Origin of the sequence: Burkholderia sp. HMSC10F09 (assembly GCF_001806955.1) — a bacterium.
GTDB classification, from domain to species: Bacteria; Pseudomonadota; Gammaproteobacteria; order Burkholderiales; family Burkholderiaceae; genus Burkholderia; species Burkholderia multivorans.
Window position 1 is genome coordinate 1 of record NZ_KV786801.1, and the last position, 20,517, is coordinate 20,517.

Here is a 20,517-nt window from a genome sequence, read left to right on the forward strand (position 1 = left end):
CGTCAGGCGCGGCGCGCGGTGGCGTAACGCGGAACAGGCGAGGGACGCGGGCGCAGCGCGCGGCGCAAATTCTCTGCGGCGCGAACGCGCCGGCCGCGCATAACGGGCACCGCAGCACACCGCACCTCGCGACGACAGTTGCGCCTGCAACGGCCACGATCGCGGCACGATCGCTCGCGATTCTTTCGTTTCGCTGACGAGCGACACGGCCGCCTGCACGTTTGATCGGGCTCTGCAACAATACGGGCCGCGACGCCGCGCGTCCCGCTGCTTCCACCGGAACGCGGGCCCGACGTCGCGCCGCTCAATCCGCGACGCCATGCGTCGCCCGTCTGCCGAACCGATCGTGTCCGAACTCGCTTCTCCCGCCGGTGCCGCCGAACCGGCCGTCAACTGGCGCGCGATGGCCGCCGTGCTGCTCGCCGTCGCGCTCGCGACGCTCGATACGGCGATCGCGAACACCGCATTGCCCGCGATCGCGAGCGACCTGCACGCGTCGCCTGCCGCTTCGGTATGGATCATCAACGCGTATCAGCTCGCGATGGTCGCGACGTTGCTGCCGTTCGCGTCGCTCGGCGACATCGTCGGGCACAAGCGCGTGTATGTCGGCGGTCTCGCCGTGTTTACGCTCGCGTCGCTCGGCTGTGCGCTCGCGTCGACGCTGCCGCAGCTCACCGCCGCGCGTATCGTGCAGGGCTTCGGCGCGAGCGCGATCATGAGCGTCAACATCGCGCTGATCCGCAACCTGTTTCCCGCGCATCGGCTCGGGCGCGGCGTCGGCTTCAATGCGCTCGTCGTCGGCGTGTCGTTCGCGGTCGGGCCGACGATCGCATCGCTGATACTTTCCGCCGCCGCATGGCCGTGGCTGTTCGCGGTCAACGTGCCGCTCGGCGTGCTTGCGCTCGCCGTCGCGATTCCGTCGCTGCCGGAAGCCTCGCGCGGCAAGCATGCATTCGATCCGCTCGCCGCGCTGTTCAACGTGATCGCGTTCTCGGCGCTGATCTTTGCGCTCGGCGAATTCGCGCAGCGCGGCCCGCTGCGCGTCGTGCTCGCCGCCGCCGCCGTCGCGCTCGCATTCGGCGCGCTGTTGATTCGCCGGGAGGCCGGCCACCCGGCGCCGATGCTGCCGGTCGACCTGTTTCGCCGGCCCGTGTTCGCGCTGTCCGCGGTGACCGCCGTCTGCGCGTTCGCGGCGCAAGGGCTCGCGTTCGTGTCGCTGCCGTTTTACTTCGAGACGGTCCTGCACCGCAGCGCGGTCGACACGGGTTTTCTGATGACGCCGTGGTCGGCCGTCGTCGCGCTGGCCGCGCCGATCGCCGGACGACTGTCCGATCGCTATCCGCCGGGGCTGCTCGGTGCAATCGGACTCGCGTTGCTCGGCGCCGGGATGGCGTCGCTTGCCGCGTTGCCGGCCGCGCCGAGCGCGATCGACATCGGCTGGCGAATGATGCTGTGCGGCGCCGGCTTCGGCTTTTTCCAGTCGCCGAACCTGAAGGCGCTGATGTCGAGCGCGCCGCCGGAACGCAGCGGCGGTGCGAGCGGCATCATCGGCACCGCGCGCCTGATCGGGCAGGCGACGGGCGCCGCGCTCGTCGCGCTGTCGTTCGGCATTGCCGGACATCGCGGGCCGACGCTCGCGCTGGTGCTCGGTGCCGCGTTCGCCTGCGCCGCGAGCGTGGCGAGCGGACTGCGGCTGTTTGCGCGCTCGCATCGCGCCGGCGTTGCCGTCGCGTCGGAGCGCGTGCCGAAGTAGCCGCAATGTCGTGCGGCGCGCACGCGCAGGCGCGCGCCGCGTCCCGTGCCTGCGCGTCGCTCAGAAGCCGCCCGACTGGATCAGCTTGTTGAGGTTCGCGATGTTCAGGCTGCCGAAGCCGGTCGGGTAGTCCCAGCCGGTGCCCGCGGTGTAGCCGTAGCCCTGATAGCCGTTGTTGCCCGACACGACGTCGTAGCGCACGAGCGACGGGTTCGCCGGAATCGCACGATAGAGGTTCGCGGCCGGAAAGCCGAGCCCCGTGCCGTTCGCGGCGAGCAGCCGCGCCCAGAAGCCCGTGAAGATCGGCGCGGCGAGACTCGTGCCGCCGATCTGCTGCAACTGGCCGTAGTTGTAGATATACGCGCCGGTGCTTTGCGCGGCATCGAAGGACACGTCCGGCAAACGGCGGTTGCTGCCCGACTGCCATGCCGGCGCGGGCAGCAGCGTGCTGACGCCGCCGCCGGTTGCCCATAGCTTGCCGTTGCTGTCGAGTCCCTCGTTCCAGACGGTCTCGCTCGAGAACGCGCCCGCAGACGTCGTGTACAGCGTCGTGCCGCCGATCGCGAGCACGTGCGGCGACGAGGCGGGCCACGACACCGTGTAATTCGCGCCGTCCGGATAGCCGCGGTTGTTGCATTCGTACACGCCTTCGTCGCCGGACGACACGGAGAACGTCTGGCCCTGCGCGGCCGCCGTCGTGAAGATCTGTTCCTCGGCATCGAGCGTGCCGTCCGCGTTCGCGTCGGTCTCGCACCAGCCGAGCGACACGTTGATCACTTTCGCCGTGTTGTCCGACACCGCGCGGTTGAACGCTTGCGTGAGGCCGGTGTTGCCGGGCGCGTTCAGATCGGCCATGTAGAACACGAGCTTGCCGACCTGGCCGCCGGCCGCGCCGACGATCGACTGGCTGTCGAGATCCCATTCGCCCTGACCGTCCGGGTCGTCGGCGTAGCTGCCGCTCGTGCCGGTGCCGTTGGTCTTGACCGTCTGCGTCGCGACCGTCGCGTAGCCGTTGCTCGACGCGAAGCGCTTCAGGTCCTGCAGCGTCTGCGACACGCCGCCGATCGTGATGATGCCGACCGTCACGCCGGCTGCGGTCGGCACGCCGGTCGCGTTGTACAGGCCCGCGAATTCCTTCGGATAGTGGCCGGTCGCGGTGCCGGCCGCGAGCGTCTGCGGCTTCGACACGTTGCCGATGCGCAGCATCGGATGCGCGCGCGCGACGTTCTGCAGCCCGAGCACCGAACCGACGACGTCGCCGAGCGCGCGCGGCACCTGTGCCGTCGATGCGTTCGCGAAGCCGGAGCGGCCCGCGTACTGGAAGCGCACGAGCGACGTGTTGAACGCGGTCTTTACGGTGCCGGCCGTGCCGCGCGCGGAGACGAGCAGCCGGTTCGGCGCGACCTCGATGTTCACGAAGCCGCTCTTGCGCAGATAGTCGACGACCGACTTGACCTGCGCTTCGGTCGGCGCGTAGTCGGCGAGGAACCGCTCGGGCGTCAGATACTGGCGATAGTGGGCGCTGCCCGGACGGTTCACGTCGCGCGCGAGCTGCTTCAGCTGATCGGCGTTGCGCAGCTTCAGGCTGACGACGACGTCGGTCGTCTCGCCGGCCGCCAGTTCGAGCGACGAGGCCGCGCTGCGCGCCATCAGCTGCGGGCCGGTCAGAAAGGCCTTGGTATGGGTGTCGACCCAGTCGGTCGCCGCATGCGCGGTGCCGGCCGCGACGAGAAGCGGCCACGCATAGGCGATGCGGCGGGGCGACGGAAGGGGAAGGGCAAAGCGCACGTTCCTTTTCATCGGGCATCCTTTTGAGGAGAGACGACGTTGCTGGAACCCCGACCCTTTTGGGGTCGCGAGCGGTGACGAGCGTAGGAGCGCCGATGCGATTCAGATAGCTGCCAGTTTCCATAGCTGTCAGTTCTGACATCGGCGGGCGCATGGGCGTCCGTTATGCCGCGCGCGCGCCGGTTCGCGGCCTTGCGAAAAGGAACCGGTTCGACCCGCGTAGCACGACGACGCGCGACGTTCTCACGCACGAGTCGATCGTTGCGACGCACGGATGTGCACGATGACGGAGCCGGCGGGCGCGCCGCTGCACGGCCGGCGTCGGCGCGTTGCCGCGCGCCGAGTCGCACTATGTGGTCATTCGAAGTGGTCCACCGTGCGCGACCGTCGACGCGGCGCCACAGAGAGACAGGAACGGGCGTAACGCGCCGGCGGTCTTTCCCGAACTGTGGAACAGCGCGCCGCGCAGTCTTGCAGCTTGCTTTCGGTTCGTGCGCTGCGATCGTCGATTAGAACAAATGCTCGAATGCGCGATACCCGCCAACATTCGAGGCGCGATGCCGCCGCGACGGGCTGCCCGAGCCAGGAAAATTCCCCTTGACTCTCGCCGTCCGGCCGCTATCCTTCGATCCATAACCAACGAGTTATGAATCGAGCGACATGCAGAACGCGCAGGACCTGCTTTTCAGAACGCTTGCCGATCCGACACGCCGCGCGCTGTTCGAGCGGCTCTGCGAGGAGGGCGAGCTGACCGTTGCCGCGCTGACCGCGCATGCCGGCGTGTCGCAACCGGCCGTGTCGAAGCATCTCGGTGTCCTGAAGCAGGCCGGTCTCGTGAGCGACCGTCACGAAGGCCGGCAGACGCACTACAGCGCGCAGCCGCATGCGCTCGCCCCGTTGATCGACTGGACCAGCCAGATGGCCGGTTTCTGGCAAGCCCGGTTCGACGCTCTCGAAGATCTGCTCAAAAGGATGGATCAGTGATGAATCAAGCCACGCCCGAAACGCGCTCCGTCGTCGTCGAACGCGAGCTGCCTCATCCGCCGGAGAAGGTCTGGCGAGCCCTCACGCAGCCGCACCTGCTCGAAGCGTGGCTGATGAAGAGCGATTTCGCACCGGTCGCGGGCCACGCGTTCAGTTTCAGCGCGGACTGGGGCGCGGTCGATTGCAAGGTGCTCACGATCGAGCCGCACCGGACGCTGTCCTATACGTGGGCGGCGTACGGCCTCGACAGCGTCGTCACGTGGACGCTTACGCCGACGCCGGCCGGCACGCTGCTGCGCATGGAGCAGGCCGGGTTCCGCGCCGACCAGGAACAGGCGTACCGCGGCGCGCAGCACGGCTGGGTACGATTCCTCGAGTCGCTCGAACAGGTGCTGGCGCGGCCCGACGAACACACGGAGGCCCGCTCATGAGCGCAGCATCGGACCGGAGCCCGTCGGAACGCATCGACGCACTGATCGCCGGCATTGCGGACTGGCGCGGCGCCATGCTTGCTGAACTGCGGCGCACGATCCTCGCGGCCGACGCCGGCATCGTCGAGGCATGGAAATGGATGGGCAGCCCCGTGTGGGAGTGCGACGGGACGATCGCGGTCGCGAACGCGCACAAGGGCAAGGTGAAGCTGACGTTCATGCACGGCGCGCAGCTGCCCGATCCGCACGCGCTGTTCAACGCGGGCCTCGAAGGCAATGCGCGGCGTGCGATCGATTTCGTCGAAGGCGACCGGATCGACACGCGCGCGCTGAAGGCGCTCGTGCGCGCGGCGATCGACTACAACCGCACGCATCTGAAGAAGAACGCGCGACCGGACGCCGGCGCGAAAGCGGCGCGAAGCCGCAACGCGGCGTGATGCGCTAGCCGGAAGCCGGCGCGTGCGTCGGCGTCATGTCGCGCGCGAAACAGGCAGTCAAAAAAAACGCCGACACGAGGTCGGCGTATCCAAATCGGCCGTCACCGCCCGCGAGGCGGCGACGGCACCTGCAAACCGGCGCGCTTACGCGGCGAGCAGCGAGCGCAGCACGAACGGCAGGATGCCGCCGTGCTTGTAGTAGTCGACTTCGATCGGCGTATCGATGCGCAGCAGCACCGGCACGCGCTGCGTTTCGCCGTTCTTGCGATGGATCACGAGCGTGACGTCCTGCTGCGGCTTGAAGTCGTCGCCGAGGCCTTCGATGTCGTACGTCTCTTCGCCGGTGATGCCGAGTGACTGCACGCTGTCCGCGCCCTTGAACTGCAGCGGCAGCACGCCCATGCCGACCAGGTTCGAACGGTGGATACGCTCGAAGCTGCGGGCGATCACGGCCTTCACGCCGAGCAGCTGCGTGCCCTTCGCGGCCCAGTCGCGCGACGAGCCCGTGCCGTACTCTTCGCCGGCGAACACGACGGTCGGCGTGCCTTCGCCGATGTACTTCATCGCCGCGTCGTAGATCGACAGCTGTTCGCCGCTCGGCTGGTGGATCGTCAGGCCGCCTTCGACGCGCGTGCCGTCTTCCTTCGCCGGGATCATCAGGTTCTTGATCCGCACGTTGGCGAACGTGCCGCGCATCATCACGTCATGGTTGCCGCGGCGCGAGCCGTAGCTGTTGAAGTCGGCCTTCTGCACGCCGTTTTCCTTCAGCCACTTGCCGGCCGGCGAGTCTTCCTTGATCGAGCCTGCCGGGCTGATGTGGTCGGTCGTGACGGAGTCGCCGAAGATGCCGAGCGCGCGGGCGCCCTTGACCGAGGCGATCGACTCGGCCGGCTGCATCGAGAAGTCGTGGCCGAAGAACGGCGGCTCCGCGATGTAGGTCGACTTCGGCCAGTCGTAGACCTGACCCGATTCGCCCTCGATCTTGCTCCACAGATCGCCCTTCTTCGTCAGATGCGCGTAGTTCTTCTCGAACTTTTCCGGATCGAGCGCGAACTTCAGCAGCGACTGGATCTCTTCGCTCGACGGCCAGATGTCGCCGATGTAGATGTCCCTGCCGCCCTTGCCCTTGCCGACCGGCTCGGTCATCAGGTCGCGCGTGATGTTGCCGGCGATCGCGTATGCGACGACGAGCGGCGGCGACGCGAGGAAGTTCGCGCGGATGTTCGGGTGGATCCGCGCCTCGAAGTTGCGGTTGCCCGACAGCACGGCCGCCGCGACGATGTCGTTCTTCGTGATTGCTTCGTTCAGTTCCGGCGTCAGGTCACCCGCGTTGCCGATACAGGTGGTGCAGCCGTAAGCGGCGACTTCGAAGCCGAGCTTCGCGAGGTAGGGCAGCAGGCCCGTCTTCGTCAGGTACTCGGTCACGATGCGCGATCCCGGCGCGAGCGACGTCTTGATGTGCGGTGCGACGGTCAGCCCGGCCTCGACGGCCTTCTTCGCGAGCAGGCCGGCCGCGAGCAGCACGCTCGGGTTCGACGTGTTCGTGCACGACGTGATCGCGGCGATCAGCACGTCGCCGTTCTTCACGGTGATGCCGTTGCTCGTCCGGTACTCGGCGTCGAGATCCTCGGCCTTCTTCGCGAAGCCGTTTTCCGCGACCGGCTTCGAGAACAGCTCGCTGAAGGTCGACTTCACGTTGCCGATTTCGATGCGGTCCTGCGGACGCTTCGGGCCCGCGAGCGACGGCGCGACCGTCGCGAGGTCGAGCGTCAGCGTCTTCGTGTAGTCGATGTCGCCGGCCTTCGGAATGCCGAACAGCTTCTGCGCCTTGAAGTAGTTCTCGAACGCGGCGATCTCCGCCTGCGTGCGGCCGGTGCCTTCGAAGTACTGGATCGTCTTCTCGTCGACCGGGAAGAAGCCCATCGTCGCGCCGTATTCGGGCGCCATGTTGGCGATCGTCGCGCGGTCCGGCACCGACAGCGACTTCGTGCCTTCGCCGAAGAATTCGACGAACTTGCCGACGACCTTCTCCTTGCGCAGCATTTCGGTGATCGTCAGCACGAGGTCGGTCGCCGTCACGCCTTCGCGCAGGCGGCCCTTCAGTTCGACGCCGACGACGTCCGGCGTCAGGAAGTACACCGGCTGGCCGAGCATGCCCGCTTCGGCCTCGATGCCGCCGACGCCCCAACCGACCACGCCGATGCCGTTGATCATCGTCGTGTGGCTGTCGGTGCCGACGAGCGTGTCCGGGTAGTAGATCGTGTCCGCGCCGTCGCTCTTCTTGTGCACGCCGCGCGCGAGATATTCGAGGTTCACCTGGTGGACGATGCCGACGCCCGGCGGCACGACCTTGAACGTGTCGAATGCCTGCATGCCCCATTTCATGAACTGGTAGCGCTCGTTGTTGCGCTGGAATTCCAGCTTCATGTTCAGGTCGAGCGCGTCCTTCTGGCGGAAGTAGTCGATCTGGACCGAGTGGTCGACGACGAGATCGACCGGCACCAGCGGCTCGATCTTCTTCGGATCCTTGCCCGTGCGCTGAGCGACGCCGCGCATGGCCGCGATGTCGGCGAGCAGCGGCACGCCCGTGAAGTCCTGCAGCACGACGCGCGACACCACGAACGGAATCTCGTCGACCCGCTTCGCCGTCGGCTGCCAGTTGGCGAGCTGCGCGATGTGCTCCTCGGTGATCTTCTTGCCGTCGTAGTTGCGCAGCACCGACTCGAGCACGACGCGGATCGACACCGGCAGGCGCTCGATCTTCGTCTTCAGTTCCTTGCCGAGCTGCGGCAGCGAATAGAACTTGCCTTTGCCGGAACCGCTGTCGAATTCCTTGAGGGTCTTGTGCAGATTGTGGGCCATGGTGATTTTCCTGGGTTAAGGCGAGGAAAGAAGAGCTCCTGTTTGTTCTGTACCTGACGGCTAGATCATATACAGATCGACGTATTCATTGACCGGCATCGCTTCGAGCTTTGCCTGGTCCAGCGACACGTCGAGAATCGCTTGTTGCTGCTTTGCCGGAAAGCGGCGCGCAAGGTTCGTGCGGAACTTGTCGACCAGCAGCGGGATGCCGTCGGCGCGGCGCCGCCGGTGGCCGATCGGATATTCGACCGCGACTTCGGCAAGCGTCGATCCGTTCGCGAACTCGATCGTCAGCGCATTGGCGATCGACCGCTTGTTCGGATCGTGGTAGTCCTTCGTGAACTGCGGATCTTCGACGCAGATCGTCTTCGCGCGCAGCGCGTCGATGCGCGGGTCGGCGGCGACCGCGTCTTCGTAGTCCGCAGCGGTCAGCCGGCCGAACAGCAGCGGCACGGCAACCATGTATTGAATGCAGTGGTCGCGGTCGGCGGGATTCGCGAGCGGCCCCTGCTTGTCGATGATGCGGATCGCGGCGGCGTGCGTGCGGATCGTGATTCGCGCGATCTCGTCGGTCGAGCGGCCGGCCGCCGCCAGCGCATCGTGCAGCTGCAGCGCGGCCTCGACGGCCGTCTGCGCATGGAATTCGGCGGGAAACGCGATCTTGAACAGCACGTTTTCCATCACGTAGGTGCCGTACGGACGCTGGAAGCGGAACGGCTTGCCGCCGAACAGGACGTCGTAGAAGCCCCACGTGCGCGCGCTCAGCGCGGACGGATAGCCCATTTCGCCCGTCTTCGCGATCAGCGCGAGGCGCACCGCGCGGGAGGTCGCGTCGCCGGCCGCCCACGACTTGCGCGAACCGGTGTTCGGCGCGTGGCGGTAAGTGCGCAGCGGATGTCCGTCGACGAACGCGTTCGATACCGCATTGATCAGCTCGTCGCGCGTGAGCCCGAGCAGCCGCCCGACGACGGCCGTCGAGGCGACCTTCACGAGCAGCACGTGGTCGAGCCCGACCGCGTTGAACGAATTTTCGAGTGCGAGACAGCCCTGGATCTCATGGGCCTGAATCATCGCGATCAGCACGTCGCGCATCGCGAGCGGCGGCTTGCCGGCCGCGACGGCGGTGCGGGACAGCCAGTCGGCCGTCGCCAGGATGCCGCCCAGGTTGTCGGACGGATGACCCCATTCGGCGGCGAGCCAGGTGTCGTTGAAGTCCAGCCAGCGGATCGCCGCGCCGATGTCGAACGCGGCCTTGACCGGGTCGAGCTGGAACGAGGTGCCGGGCACCTTCGCGCCGTTCGGCACGATCGTGCCGGGCACGACGGGCCCGAGCAGCTTGGTGCAGGCAGGGTAGGACAGCGCCTCGAGTCCGCAGCCCAGCGTATCGATCAGGCAATGCCGCGCCGTCTCCAGCGCGAGTGCGCTGTCGATTGCACCGGCATTCAGCACGTAGTCGACGATGTCGACGAGTACCGTATCCGGAGCGGGGCGGACGTTGGAGACCGGAGCGGACATCGAGGCGCCTGTGCGGAGCGTCCTTAGTTGACGGCCGGCTTGAGCTCGTTTGCCTGCGTCGGTGCGGCGCCGCCTTGCGCCATTTCCGGCGTCACGCATTCGTCGGCGAGACGCTCGCCGCCGTTCGCGTCGGTAAACAGCATCGCCTTGCTCGGGATCACGACGAGCTTGAAGCCTGCGGCCGGATCGTAGAAGGTGTCGGCGCCGGTCGTCGTTGCTTCGCGCGGCAGCTTGTAGTTCTTCTTCGCCCAGTGGACCGTGACGACCTGGTCGCGTTTCATGTCGCCGGCGAGGTCGAACGACAGGCCGTCCTTGCACGACCACTTGACTGCGCCGTCCGGCACCGGATCGACCTTGGCGGCTGCGCGTGCCTGCGCCTTCTTGCTGCGCGGGATGATGCGCTTGGCCGGCGCGGGGCGCTTGGCCGTCTTCTTCGCGGTCGTGCCCTGTGCGAACGCGCTCGGCGCCGAGACCAGCATCGTGGCGGACAGCGCGCCGATGACGGTGGCGATCAGGAGTTTCTTCATGGAGTCAGAACCTTTCGATAATCAGTTGACAAAGGCCGGCAGGTCGCGCTGCCGGCCGGTTTGAAACTGCACGCGCCCCGAAAGCGCGCAGCGGCCGCTATTTTCACCTATTTGGCCGCGCATATTTCAGGTTTTCGGGCTCCGTTACGTTTTTTGTCGTTTCGCAAACCGGCGGGCCGATCGTGCGCCGTCGACGCGCGGAAATCCGCCGGACGCGCGGGCCCGCGAGCGGCCGCTCACGTGGCGTCTCCGGCGGCCGACGAACCGAACAGCGGCGCGGCTTCGGGCGGCACCGGCTGGCCCGTCGCACGCGCGCGACGCAGCACCGACCAGTAATAGCGGTAGCTCGCGCGGTCGTGCAGCGTGTCGCCGTGGCGCGTCGGCCCCCAGTCGGCCGCCTGCGCGGCCAGCAGGATCTCGGCGGCGAGCGCGATCTCGTCGGTGCGCGGCGCGAACGCGTCGACGATCGGCCGGATCTGCGCGGGATGGATGCTCCACATCCGCGTGAACGCGAATTCGTCGCGCGCGCGGCGCGCATCGCCGGCGACGACGCCCATGTCGCGCACTTCGGTGGTCACGTTGTGGGACGGCGTCTTGCCGTGCGCATGGCACGCGGCCGCGATCTCGAGCTTCGCGCGGCGCACGAGCGGATGCTCGAACTGGCCGGGCGAGCGCATCGCGGTGTCGGGAATCGCGCCGTGGTGCGCGGACACGAAGTCCATCAGCCCGAAGCTCAGCGTGCCGACCATCGGCAGCGCGGCGAGCGTCGCGGCTTGCGCGAGCGCGCCGTGCGTCTCGACCAGCACGTCGACCGGAATCGGCTGCGCGATGCCGAGCTCGCGACGCGTGCCTTCGATGAACGCGCACATTTCGGCCGCATCGGCGGCGTTCGCGATCTTCGGCAGCGTCAGGTAGGCGGGCGGGCGCGCCGCGCGCAGGATGATGCGCACGTCGTCGCGCCAATGCGGATGGGAGAAGTCGTGGATGCGGGCGCCGACGCGCCCGAAGCGGTTCTCGGCGCTGCCGAGCAGCTCGGCGACGAGTTCCGCGTGCGCGGCTTCGTGGCCGACGGCCGCGCCGTCCTCGCAATCGAGCGTGATGTCGAACACCGGGCCCAGCTCGGCCTGCAGCGCAAGCGACTTGCGCATCAGTTTCTCGCTGCCCGCGTAGTGATCGCAGCATGGCAGGATCGCGGGCGGCGACGCACCGTCATACAACACTTGTGCAGGAGTAAGCGCGGGCATCTCTTCTACGTCAGGAAGCGGGCAACGTGGAGAATATCGGATTCGGACGCGTTCTGCGCTGACGCGCGACGGCAAAACGCGTCCGGATCGGATGGCCGGCGCGGCGGCGTGCCGGCCGGCCGTGCCGGGCGCGCGCACGCGGCCCGGCAGGCGCTCGATGCCGCCTGCTTAGTTCTTCAGCAGGTGAGCGACGCCGTCGCGCTCTTCGAGCAGCTCGGCGAGCGTCGCGTCCATCTTCTCGCGCGAGAACGCGTCGATCTCGAGGCCTTCGACGCGCTTGTACTCGCCGTTTTCGCAGGTGACCGGCACGCCGTAGATGATGTCTTCGGGGATGCCGTACGAGCCGTCCGACGGGATGCCCATCGTGACCCACTTGCCGTTCGTGCCGAGCACCCAGTCACGCACGTGGTCGATCGCCGCGTTGGCTGCCGACGCCGCCGACGACAGGCCGCGCGCTTCGATGATCGCCGCGCCGCGCTTGCCGACCGTCGGGATGAACGTGTTGCGGTTCCATTCGTCGTCGTTGATCAGCTTCAGCAGCGATTCGCCTTCGGCGGTCGCGAAGCGGAAGTCGGGGTACATCGTCGGCGAGTGGTTGCCCCACACGGCGAGCTTCTCGATCGACGCGACCGGCTTGCCCGACTTCGCCGCGAGCTGCGACAGCGCGCGGTTGTGGTCCAGACGCAGCATCGCGGTGAAGTTCTTCTTCGGCAGATCCGGCGCCGACTTCATCGCGATGTAGGCGTTCGTGTTCGCCGGGTTGCCGACGACCAGCACCTTCACGTCGCGGCTCGCGACTTCGTTCAGCGCCGCGCCCTGGACCGTGAAGATTTCCGCGTTTGCCGACAGCAGGTCCTTGCGCTCCATGCCCTTCGAGCGCGGACGTGCGCCGACCAGCAGCGCGACGTCGGCGTCCTTGAACGCAACCTTCGGATCGTCGGTGATCACGACGCCCGCGAGCAGCGGGAACGCGCAATCGTCGAGTTCCATCACGACGCCTTTGACGGCGGCTTGGGCTTGCGGGAGGTCGAGCAGTTGCAGGATGACCGGCTGGTCCTTGCCGAGCAGGTCGCCGTTCGCGATGCGGAACAGCAGCGAGTAAGCGATTTGACCTGCGGCGCCGGTGACGGCAACGCGCTTTGCGGGCTTAGCCATTGAAAATCTCCAGGACGGGATGAAGCGATGGACGCTAGGTAAAACGCCATTCTATGCGCGTTACACGAAGCGTTGCTTTGAAAGCAGGGCGGAGGACTCGCGAGGCAGACGCGGTGAACCTGGAGACGGCCGTGGCACGTAGCCGGGGACGCGCTGTTGCACCCGCGAACCCTTGCTCGCCCCGGAGTGTAGGAGCCGACACGCGCAAAGTCAAACGGTATCATATGTCTTATATAAGACAGATGTTTTGCGGAATTTGAGTGGACGGAAAAGTGCGGTTTGTGATGAAATGCGCGCCATGACATCGAACCAGGCGAATACCGCGAATCCGACCGGCGCAGGCGGCCCAGGGCAGCCGGGCGCGAGCGATTCCGCGCCTGCATCCGCGGCCGCGCAGTCGCCGACGTTCAGCCCGTTATACCAGCAGATCAAGGCATTGATCACGCAGAGCCTCGAAAGCGGCGAATGGAAGCCGGGCGAGATCATTCCGAGCGAAGTCGAGCTCGCGGCGCGCTACAAGGTCAGCCAGGGCACCGTGCGCAAGGCGATCGACGAGCTGGCCGCCGAAAACCTCGTGGTCAGGCGTCAGGGCAAGGGCACGTTTGTTGCAACGCACAACGAAGAGCGCGCGCAGTTCCGTTTCCTGCGGCTGCTCGCGGACGACGGCGCCGAGCACGCGCACGTGAGCCGGCTGCTCGAATGCCGGCGCCTGCGCGCGCCGGCCGAGATCGCGCGCCAGCTCGAGCTGAAGCCGGCCGATCCGGTCGTGCAGGTGCGGCGCCTGCTCGAGTTCGAGGGCGAGGCGACGGTGCTCGACGAGATCTGGCTGCCGGGCGCGATGTTCCGCGGCCTCACGTTCGAGCGGCTCAGCGAGTACAAGGGGCCGCTCTACGCGATGTTCGAAACGGAATTTGGCACGCGCATGATCCGGGCGTCGGAGAAGATTCGCGCGGTGGCGGCGGAGCCGACGGTGGCCGACCTGCTGCACGTGCCCGCGGGCTTTCCGCTGCTGTCGGTCGAGCGTGTGTCCTATACCTATGGCGATCGGCCCGTCGAAGTGCGGCGCGGCTGGTATGTCACGACCGGGTACTACTATCAGAACGACTTGAGCTGACGACGTATCGGCGCAAGCGCCGTGCATTCGCGTTCGACACGTTCGCGAAGCACGTTTCGGGCCGCCTTTGTTCTCGTTCGCGTAACGATCCAGAGCAGACTTTCGCTGCAGCGCGATATAAAAAGGCGCTAAAATTGCGGATTAGTGTGACAACATAAGTAGGGGTCTAGCATGACTGACGCAGTAAGAAAACCGAGGCCGGAATACCGGAACATCGGATTCGGCGACATCACGATGAATTATCGCCTGCCGCTGGCGGCGAAGTTGTCGATCCTCCATCGAGTCAGCGGCGCGCTGCTGTTCCTGTTCCTTCCGTTCCTGCTGTTCCTCTTCGATCAGAGCCTCACGTCCGAGCTCAGCTTCGAAGTCTTCAAGGCCTTCCTCTCCAACATCGTCGTCAAGCTGATCGTCCTCGTGTTGTCCTGGGCGTTCTTCCACCATTTCTGCGCCGGCATTCGCCACCTGCTGATGGACGTCAATCACGACGCCGTCTCGAAGGAAGGCGGCAAGCGGACGGCAGTCGTCGTCTTCGTCGTCTCGATCGCGCTGACGATCGCCATGGCACTCAAACTGTTCGGAGCATTCTAAGAAAATGGCAGCCAACAACCGAATCGGCTCGAAGCGCCTCGTCGTCGGCGCGCACTACGGCCTGCGCGACTGGCTCGCGCAGCGCGTCACCGCCACGATCATGGCGGTCTACACGGTCATTCTGCTCGTCCTGTTCTTCGGCGCGCACGACTTCTCCTACGAAGGCTGGGCGTCGATCTTCTCCGCACAATGGATGAAGCTCGCGACCTTCGTGACGCTGCTTTCCCTCTTCTATCACGCATGGGTCGGCGTGCGCGACATCTGGATGGACTACGTGAAGCCCGTCGGTGTGCGCCTGCTGCTGCAATCGCTGACCATCGTCTGGCTGCTCGCATGTGCGGGCTACGCCGCGCAGATTCTCTGGAGAGTGTAAAGAATGGCTGCAATCAAAACTTCCCTCCCGCGTCGCAAGTTCGACGTCGTGATCGTCGGCGCGGGCGGCTCCGGCTTGCGCGCGGCGCTGCAACTGTCGCGCGCGGGCCTGTCGGTCGGCGTGCTGTCGAAGGTGTTCCCGACCCGTTCGCATACGGTGGCCGCGCAGGGCGGCATCGGTGCGTCGCTCGGCAACATGAGCGAAGACAACTGGCACTTCCACTTCTACGACACGATCAAGGGCTCCGACTGGCTCGGCGACCAGGACGCGATCGAATTCATGTGCCGTGAAGCGCCGAACGTCGTGTACGAGCTCGAGCACTTCGGCATGCCGTTCGACCGCAACGCCGACGGCACGATCTATCAGCGTCCGTTCGGCGGCCACACCGCGAACTACGGCGAGAAGCCGGTCCAGCGCGCCTGCGCGGCCGCCGACCGTACCGGTCACGCGCTGCTGCACACGCTGTACCAGCAGAACGTCGAAGCGAAGACGCAGTTCTTCGTCGAATGGATGGCGCTCGACCTGATCCGCGACGCGGACGGCGACGTGCTCGGCGTGACGGCGCTCGAAATGGAAACGGGCGACGTCTACATCATGGAAGGCAAGACGACGCTGTTCGCGACGGGCGGCGCAGGCCGGATCTTCGCGGCGTCGACGAACGCGTTCATCAACACCGGCGACGGCCTCGGCATGGCGGCGCGCGCAGGCGTGGCGCTGCAGGACATGGAGTTCTGGCAGTTCCACCCGACCGGCGTGGCCGGCGCGGGCGTGCTGATCACCGAAGGCGTGCGCGGCGAAGGCGGCATTCTGCGCAACGCGAACGGCGAGCGCTTCATGGAGCGCTACGCGCCGACGCTGAAGGATCTGGCGCCGCGCGATTTCGTGTCGCGTTCGATGGACCAGGAAATCAAGGAAGGCCGCGGCGTCGGTCCGAACAAGGATCACGTGCTGCTCGACCTGTCGCACATCGGCGCCGAGACGATCATGAAGCGTCTGCCGTCGATCCGCGAGATCGCGCTGAAGTTCGCGAACGTCGACTGCATCAAGGAGCCGATCCCGGTCGTCCCGACGATCCACTATCAGATGGGCGGCATCCCGACCAACATCCACGGTCAGGTCGTCGGCACGTCGCGCGATCACAAGGAGCCGATCAACGGCTTCTACGCAGTGGGCGAGTGCTCGTGCGTGTCGGTGCACGGGGCGAACCGCCTCGGCACGAACTCGCTGCTGGACCTCGTGGTGTTCGGCCGTGCGGCCGGCAACCACATCGTCGAGCAGGTGAAGAAGCAGAAGGAACACAAGCCGCTGCCGGCCGACGCGGGCGAATTCTCGCTGGCGCGCCTGAACAAGCTCGACAAGTCGAGCTCGGGCGAGTACACGCAGGACGTCGCGAACGACATCCGCGCGACGATGCAGAAGCATGCAGGCGTGTTCCGCACCTCGGCGCTGCTGAAGGAAGGCGTCGAACTGATGGACGGCCTCAAGCAGCGCGTCGAGCACATCCATCTGAAGGACAAGTCGAAGGTGTTCAACACCGCGCGCGTCGAAGCGCTCGAGCTGGAGAACCTGATCGAAGTCGCCCGCGCGACGATGGTCTCGGCCGAGGCGCGCAAGGAAAGCCGCGGCGCGCACGCGCACAGCGACTACGAGCACCGCGACGACGAGAACTGGCTGCGTCACACGCTGTGGTACAGCGAAGGTGACCGCCTCGACTACAAGCCGGTTCAAATGCAGCCGCTGACGGTCGAGTCCGTGCCGCCGAAGGCGCGTACGTTCTAAGCCGAATCAAAGGAATCTGAAATGGCAAAACGCATTTTTGAAGTCTACCGCTACGATCCGGACAAGGACGCGGCGCCGCGCATGCAGACGTACGAGCTCGAGATCAAGCACGAGCGCATGTTGCTGGACGCGCTGGTCAAGCTGAAGGCGCTGGACGAGACGCTGTCGTTCCGCCGTTCGTGCCGCGAAGGCGTGTGCGGTTCGGACGCGATGAACATCAACGGCAAGAACGGGCTCGCGTGCCTGACGAACCTGAACGACCTGCCGCAGAAGATCGTGCTGCGTCCGCTGCCGGGCCTGCCCGTCGTGCGCGACCTGATCGTCGACATGACGCACTTCTTCAACCAGTACCACTCGATCAAGCCGTACCTGATCAACGACGCGCCGCCGCCGGAGAAGGAACGTCTGCAGTCGCCGGAAGAGCGCGACGAGCTCGACGGCGTGTACGAGTGCATTCTGTGCGCAAGCTGCTCGACGTCGTGCCCGAGCTTCTGGTGGAACCCGGACAAGTTCGTCGGCCCGGCCGGCCTGCTGCAGGCTTACCGCTTCATCGCGGACAGCCGCGACACGGCTACCGGCGAGCGCCTGGACAATCTGGAAGACCCGTACCGTCTGTTCCGTTGCCATACGATCATGAACTGCGTCGACGTCTGCCCGAAGGGCCTGAACCCGACGAAGGCGATCGGCAAGATCAAGGAACTGATGGTCCGCCGCGCGGTTTAATGATGATGACCCCCAAGCTCACTTCGTTCGCCGCCCCCCGACGGGGCGTCGACGCCCTTGGGGCTGCCCTGCGGGTGTCTTTGTGATGAGCGACCACTCGCATCAATCCGACCCGCACCGCCGCGCGCGCCTTCGCTGGCGCGCCCGGCGGGGTCTGCTGGAGAACGACATCGTCTTCGAGCGTTTCTTCAGCCGATACGAGCATGACCTCACCGATGCAGACGTGGGCGCGTTGTCGCGCCTGCTCGATCTGAGCGACAACGACCTGATGGACTTGCTCCTCGCGCGCAAGGAACCAGAAGGCGACCTTGACAGCCCCGAGGTTCACCGGCTGTTGGAGATGCTGCGCAACGTGTAACGCGTTACGCCCGTTATCGAATCCCGTTTCTTTATTTCGATTGAGGATGTGCCATGACTCCGTCTGATGTTAAAGCCACGCTATCGTTCAGCGACAATTCGCCGAGCGTCGAACTGCCGATCTACAAGGGCACGATGGGCCCGGACGTGATCGACATCCGCAAGCTGTACGGCCAGACCGGCAAGTTCACGTACGACCCGGGCTTCATGTCGACGGCGTCGTGCAATTCGGCGATCACGTACATCGACGGCGACAAGTGCGAGCTGCTGTATCGCGGCTACCCGATCGACAACCTCGCGCAGAACGCCGACTTCCTCGAGACCTGCTATCTGCTGCTGAAGGGCGAGCTGCCGAACGCAGCGCAGAAGAAGGAATTCGTCGACACCGTCACGAAGCACACGATGGTGCACGAGCAGATGCACTTCTTCTTCCGCGGCTTCCGCCGCGATGCGCACCCGATGGCGATCCTGGTCGCCGCGGTCGGCGCGCTGTCGGCGTTCTACCACGACTCGCTCGACATCAACGATCCGCGTCACCGTGAAGTGTCGGCGATCCGCATGATCGCGAAGCTGCCGACGCTCGTCGCGATGGCGTACAAGTACAGCATCGGCCAGCCGTTCGTCTATCCGAAGAACGATCTGTCGTACAGCGCGAACTTCATGCGGATGATGTTCTCGAATCCGTGCGAAGAGTATCAAGTCAACGACGTGCTCGTCCGCGCGCTCGATCGCATCCTGATCCTGCACGCCGATCACGAGCAGAACGCGTCGACCTCGACGGTCCGTCTCGCGGGCTCGTCGGGTGCGAACCCGTTCGCGTGTATCGCAGCCGGTATCGCGTGTCTGTGGGGCCCGGCGCACGGCGGTGCGAACGAAGCCGCGCTGAACATGCTCGAGCAGATCGGCACGCCGGAAAACATTCCCGAGTTCATCAAGCAGGTGAAGGACAAGAATTCGGGCGTGAAGCTGATGGGCTTCGGCCACCGCGTGTACAAGAACTACGATCCGCGCGCGAAGCTGATGCGCGAAACGTGCTACGAAGTGCTGAACGAACTCGGCCTGCACGACGATCCGCTGTTCAAGCTCGCGATGCAGCTCGAAAAGATCGCGCTGGAAGACGAATACTTCGTGTCGCGCAAGCTGTACCCGAACGTCGACTTCTACTCGGGCATCGTTCAGCGCGCGCTGGGCATCCCGACGTCGATGTTCACCTGCATCTTCGCGATGGCACGTACGGTCGGCTGGATCGCGCAGTGGAACGAAATGATCGCCGATCCGGAGCAGAAGATCGGTCGTCCGCGTCAGCTGTTCATCGGCGACACGCCGCGCGAAGCGAAGCCGCTGAACGCACGTTAAGCCGTGCACGACGCGAGCCGGCCGGGAGGCCGCTCGCGTCCGGCGTTCGCCGCATGCCGCACCCCGGTGGGTCGTCCCGCCGGGGTGTTTTCATTTGCGCGGCGTGCGTTTGCGCCGCTCGAGCGACGGCGGGCGCGTGTCGAGCGGCGGTGCGTCGGCGTCGGTGTCGGGCGCGCGGCCGCGTTGCGCGAAGTACTGCCGGTACGCGCCCGGTGTCATGCCGCGCGCCGCGAGAAACTGGCGATTGAAGTTCGCGGGATTCGGAATCCCGCAGCGCGCGGCGACCGTCGCGATCGGCCAGTCGGTCGCGACGAGATGGCGGCACGCATGCGCGATGCGCAAGCGCTGCACGTAGCGGCCGACGCTTTCGCCGAGATGGCGGACGAACATGCGCTGCAGCGTGCGTTCGGACAGATGCGCGACGGCGGCGAGCGCGCCGATGCGCAGCGGTTCGTGAAAATGGCGGTCGATCGCATCGAGCACGCGATCGAGGCGTTCGGCTTCGGGCGCGTCCGCGTCGCTGGCCGCGCGGCCGTCGTGCCGCTCGTAGGCCTGTGCGGTCGCGAGCGGTTCGCCGCCGGCTTCGGCGAGATCGGCGAGCGTATCGAGCGCCGCGGCGAGGCGCACGCGCGGCGACGGATCGAGCAGTCGCGGCAGCCTCGCGCGCATCGCGCGCGCGGTCTCCGTATCGAAGCGCAGGCCCGGCGCCGCGCGCCGCAGCAGCGAGCGCAGCGGCACGTATTCGGCGCAGCAGTCGGCGAGGCGCCGCACCCAGTCGCCGTCGAACCAGACGACGAGCGCGACTTCGGGCGCATCCGGATCGATGCGCGCGTTCGACGACCAGGTATGCGGAAGATTCGGCGGCACGAGGACGAGATCCTCGTCCGCATAGCGCGCGACGTGATCGCCGATGAAGCGCCGGCCGCGGCTATTCAGCGTAAGCGTCAGCTCGTATTCCGGATGGCGGTGCCATTCGAACGGGATGCGCGCGAGCTGCCGGTGATACACGCGGATCGAACAGCCGGGAGCGAACGTCACGTGTTCGTATTGCGGTTTCATCGCGGGCTCCGGGCGAGGGCGGTCGCGGCGTCGTGGCATGATCGGATCGATCGTCACGACGGAGCGAAGCCATGTTTTCACATGTTTGCGTAGGCGTCAGCGATACCGCGCGCGCGTACGACTTCTATGCGCCGCTGTGCGCGGCACTCGGACTGCGGCTCAAGTTTCGCGAGCCGGACGGCTGGTGCGGCTGGATGCCGGCCGATACCGACCGCCCGCTGTTCTTTTTCGGCCGGCCGCTCGACGGTCGCGCGCCCGAACCGGGCAACGGCTACACGATCGCCTTCGACGCGCCGACGCGCGCGCACGTCGACCGCTGCCACGCACTCGCGCTGCAGCACGGCGGCATCTGTGAAGGGCCGCCCGGCCTGCGCCCGCACTATCACCGCGACTACTACGGCGCGTATTTCCGCGATCCGGACGGCAACAAGCTCTGCGTGGTCTGCCATCGGCCGGCGTGATGCAGCGTTGT

Annotated in this window: 20 protein-coding genes; 13 read left to right on the forward strand and 7 right to left on the reverse strand. The window is 66.3% G+C overall.

The window, feature by feature from the left end; translation table 11 throughout:
- Both HMPREF3115_RS31970 and HMPREF3115_RS19675 read left to right on the forward strand, forming a co-directional pair.
- Positions 1 to 197, forward strand: a 197-nt coding sequence (locus HMPREF3115_RS31970) for a hypothetical protein (protein WP_083302253.1), incomplete at its 5' end; no start/stop codon positions are given.
- A 122-nt stretch (positions 198 to 319) separates the two neighbouring features.
- A complete protein-coding gene (locus HMPREF3115_RS19675; protein ID WP_070555678.1) occupies positions 320 to 1,753 on the forward strand; it encodes an MFS transporter in 1,434 nt (477 codons plus the stop codon).
- 60 nt (positions 1,754 to 1,813) lie between these two features.
- Here HMPREF3115_RS19675 and HMPREF3115_RS19680 read toward each other — a convergent pair whose 3' ends face one another.
- On the reverse strand, positions 1,814 to 3,553 hold the full coding sequence (locus HMPREF3115_RS19680) for a S53 family peptidase (RefSeq protein ID WP_070555680.1): 1,740 nt from the start codon (positions 3,551 to 3,553) through the stop codon (positions 1,814 to 1,816).
- 648 nt (positions 3,554 to 4,201) lie between these two features.
- Here HMPREF3115_RS19680 and HMPREF3115_RS19685 point away from each other — a divergent pair.
- The 3 genes from HMPREF3115_RS19685 to HMPREF3115_RS19695 are packed head-to-tail and all read left to right on the forward strand — an operon-like array spanning position 4,202 to position 5,393.
- Complete coding sequence (locus HMPREF3115_RS19685) at positions 4,202 to 4,525, forward strand: ArsR/SmtB family transcription factor (protein ID WP_035956001.1); 324 nt, start codon at positions 4,202 to 4,204, stop codon at positions 4,523 to 4,525.
- Positions 4,525 to 4,956: an SRPBCC family protein gene (locus HMPREF3115_RS19690; RefSeq protein WP_006409992.1), complete on the forward strand. Its 432-nt coding sequence runs from the start codon at positions 4,525 to 4,527 to the stop codon at positions 4,954 to 4,956. The genes HMPREF3115_RS19685 and HMPREF3115_RS19690 overlap by 1 nt, the downstream gene beginning before the upstream one ends.
- A complete protein-coding gene (locus tag HMPREF3115_RS19695; protein ID WP_070555682.1) occupies positions 4,953 to 5,393 on the forward strand; it encodes a DUF1801 domain-containing protein in 441 nt (146 codons plus the stop codon). Before HMPREF3115_RS19690 ends, HMPREF3115_RS19695 begins: the two co-directional genes overlap by 4 nt.
- A 144-nt stretch (positions 5,394 to 5,537) precedes the next feature.
- Here the strand turns inward: HMPREF3115_RS19695 and acnA are convergent, their stop codons facing one another.
- The 5 genes from acnA to HMPREF3115_RS19720 all read right to left on the reverse strand — a co-directional run bounded on the left by acnA (position 5,538) and on the right by HMPREF3115_RS19720 (position 12,696).
- Positions 5,538 to 8,255 carry an aconitate hydratase AcnA gene (gene acnA / locus HMPREF3115_RS19700; protein ID WP_006404042.1) on the reverse strand — a complete coding sequence of 906 codons (2,718 nt, stop codon included), beginning with the start codon at positions 8,253 to 8,255 and terminating at the stop codon, positions 5,538 to 5,540.
- A 60-nt stretch (positions 8,256 to 8,315) separates the two neighbouring features.
- Positions 8,316 to 9,770 (reverse strand): bifunctional 2-methylcitrate dehydratase/aconitate hydratase, encoded by a 1,455-nt coding sequence (locus HMPREF3115_RS19705; RefSeq protein WP_006404041.1) that lies wholly within the window; start codon positions 9,768 to 9,770, stop codon positions 8,316 to 8,318.
- Between the two features lie 23 nt (positions 9,771 to 9,793).
- Positions 9,794 to 10,297: a hypothetical protein gene (locus tag HMPREF3115_RS19710; protein ID WP_006404040.1), complete on the reverse strand. Its 504-nt coding sequence runs from the start codon at positions 10,295 to 10,297 to the stop codon at positions 9,794 to 9,796.
- Positions 10,298 to 10,533: 236 nt separating this feature from the next.
- Entirely contained in the window at positions 10,534 to 11,541 is a 1,008-nt protein-coding gene (locus HMPREF3115_RS19715) for an HpcH/HpaI aldolase/citrate lyase family protein (protein WP_070555684.1), read from the reverse strand.
- A gap of 168 nt (positions 11,542 to 11,709) precedes the next feature.
- Positions 11,710 to 12,696 carry a malate dehydrogenase gene (locus HMPREF3115_RS19720; protein ID WP_006404038.1) on the reverse strand — a complete coding sequence of 329 codons (987 nt, stop codon included), beginning with the start codon at positions 12,694 to 12,696 and terminating at the stop codon, positions 11,710 to 11,712.
- Between the two features lie 298 nt (positions 12,697 to 12,994).
- Here HMPREF3115_RS19720 and HMPREF3115_RS19725 point away from each other — a divergent pair, with 298 nt between their 5' ends.
- The 7 genes from HMPREF3115_RS19725 (at position 12,995) to gltA (ending at position 18,986) form a co-directional block, all read left to right on the forward strand.
- Positions 12,995 to 13,810, forward strand: coding sequence for a GntR family transcriptional regulator (locus tag HMPREF3115_RS19725; RefSeq protein ID WP_006404037.1), 816 nt, complete (start codon positions 12,995 to 12,997; stop codon positions 13,808 to 13,810).
- 171 nt (positions 13,811 to 13,981) lie between these two features.
- A complete protein-coding gene (gene sdhC, locus HMPREF3115_RS19730) occupies positions 13,982 to 14,398 on the forward strand; it encodes a succinate dehydrogenase, cytochrome b556 subunit (protein WP_006399545.1) in 417 nt (138 codons plus the stop codon).
- A 4-nt stretch (positions 14,399 to 14,402) separates the two neighbouring features.
- Complete coding sequence (gene sdhD / locus HMPREF3115_RS19735) at positions 14,403 to 14,771, forward strand: succinate dehydrogenase, hydrophobic membrane anchor protein (protein ID WP_006399546.1); 369 nt, start codon at positions 14,403 to 14,405, stop codon at positions 14,769 to 14,771.
- 3 nt (positions 14,772 to 14,774) lie between these two features.
- A complete protein-coding gene (sdhA, locus tag HMPREF3115_RS19740) occupies positions 14,775 to 16,550 on the forward strand; it encodes a succinate dehydrogenase flavoprotein subunit (protein ID WP_006399547.1) in 1,776 nt (591 codons plus the stop codon).
- A gap of 21 nt (positions 16,551 to 16,571) precedes the next feature.
- On the forward strand, positions 16,572 to 17,273 hold the full coding sequence (locus HMPREF3115_RS19745; protein ID WP_006399548.1) for a succinate dehydrogenase iron-sulfur subunit: 702 nt from the start codon (positions 16,572 to 16,574) through the stop codon (positions 17,271 to 17,273).
- Positions 17,274 to 17,358: 85 nt separating this feature from the next.
- Entirely contained in the window at positions 17,359 to 17,631 is a 273-nt protein-coding gene (locus HMPREF3115_RS19750) for an FAD assembly factor SdhE (RefSeq protein WP_035487866.1), read from the forward strand.
- A 53-nt stretch (positions 17,632 to 17,684) separates the two neighbouring features.
- Entirely contained in the window at positions 17,685 to 18,986 is a 1,302-nt protein-coding gene (gltA, locus tag HMPREF3115_RS19755) for a citrate synthase (RefSeq protein ID WP_070555686.1), read from the forward strand.
- 90 nt (positions 18,987 to 19,076) lie between these two features.
- Here gltA and HMPREF3115_RS19760 read toward each other — a convergent pair whose 3' ends face one another.
- Positions 19,077 to 20,045, reverse strand: a complete 969-nt coding sequence (locus tag HMPREF3115_RS19760; protein ID WP_053298808.1) for a helix-turn-helix domain-containing protein — start codon at positions 20,043 to 20,045, stop codon at positions 19,077 to 19,079.
- A gap of 71 nt (positions 20,046 to 20,116) precedes the next feature.
- Between HMPREF3115_RS19760 and HMPREF3115_RS19765 the strand changes: the two genes are divergently transcribed.
- Positions 20,117 to 20,506 carry a VOC family protein gene (locus HMPREF3115_RS19765; protein ID WP_059940853.1) on the forward strand — a complete coding sequence of 130 codons (390 nt, stop codon included), beginning with the start codon at positions 20,117 to 20,119 and terminating at the stop codon, positions 20,504 to 20,506.
- The last annotated feature ends 11 nt before the right edge of the window (positions 20,507 to 20,517 follow it).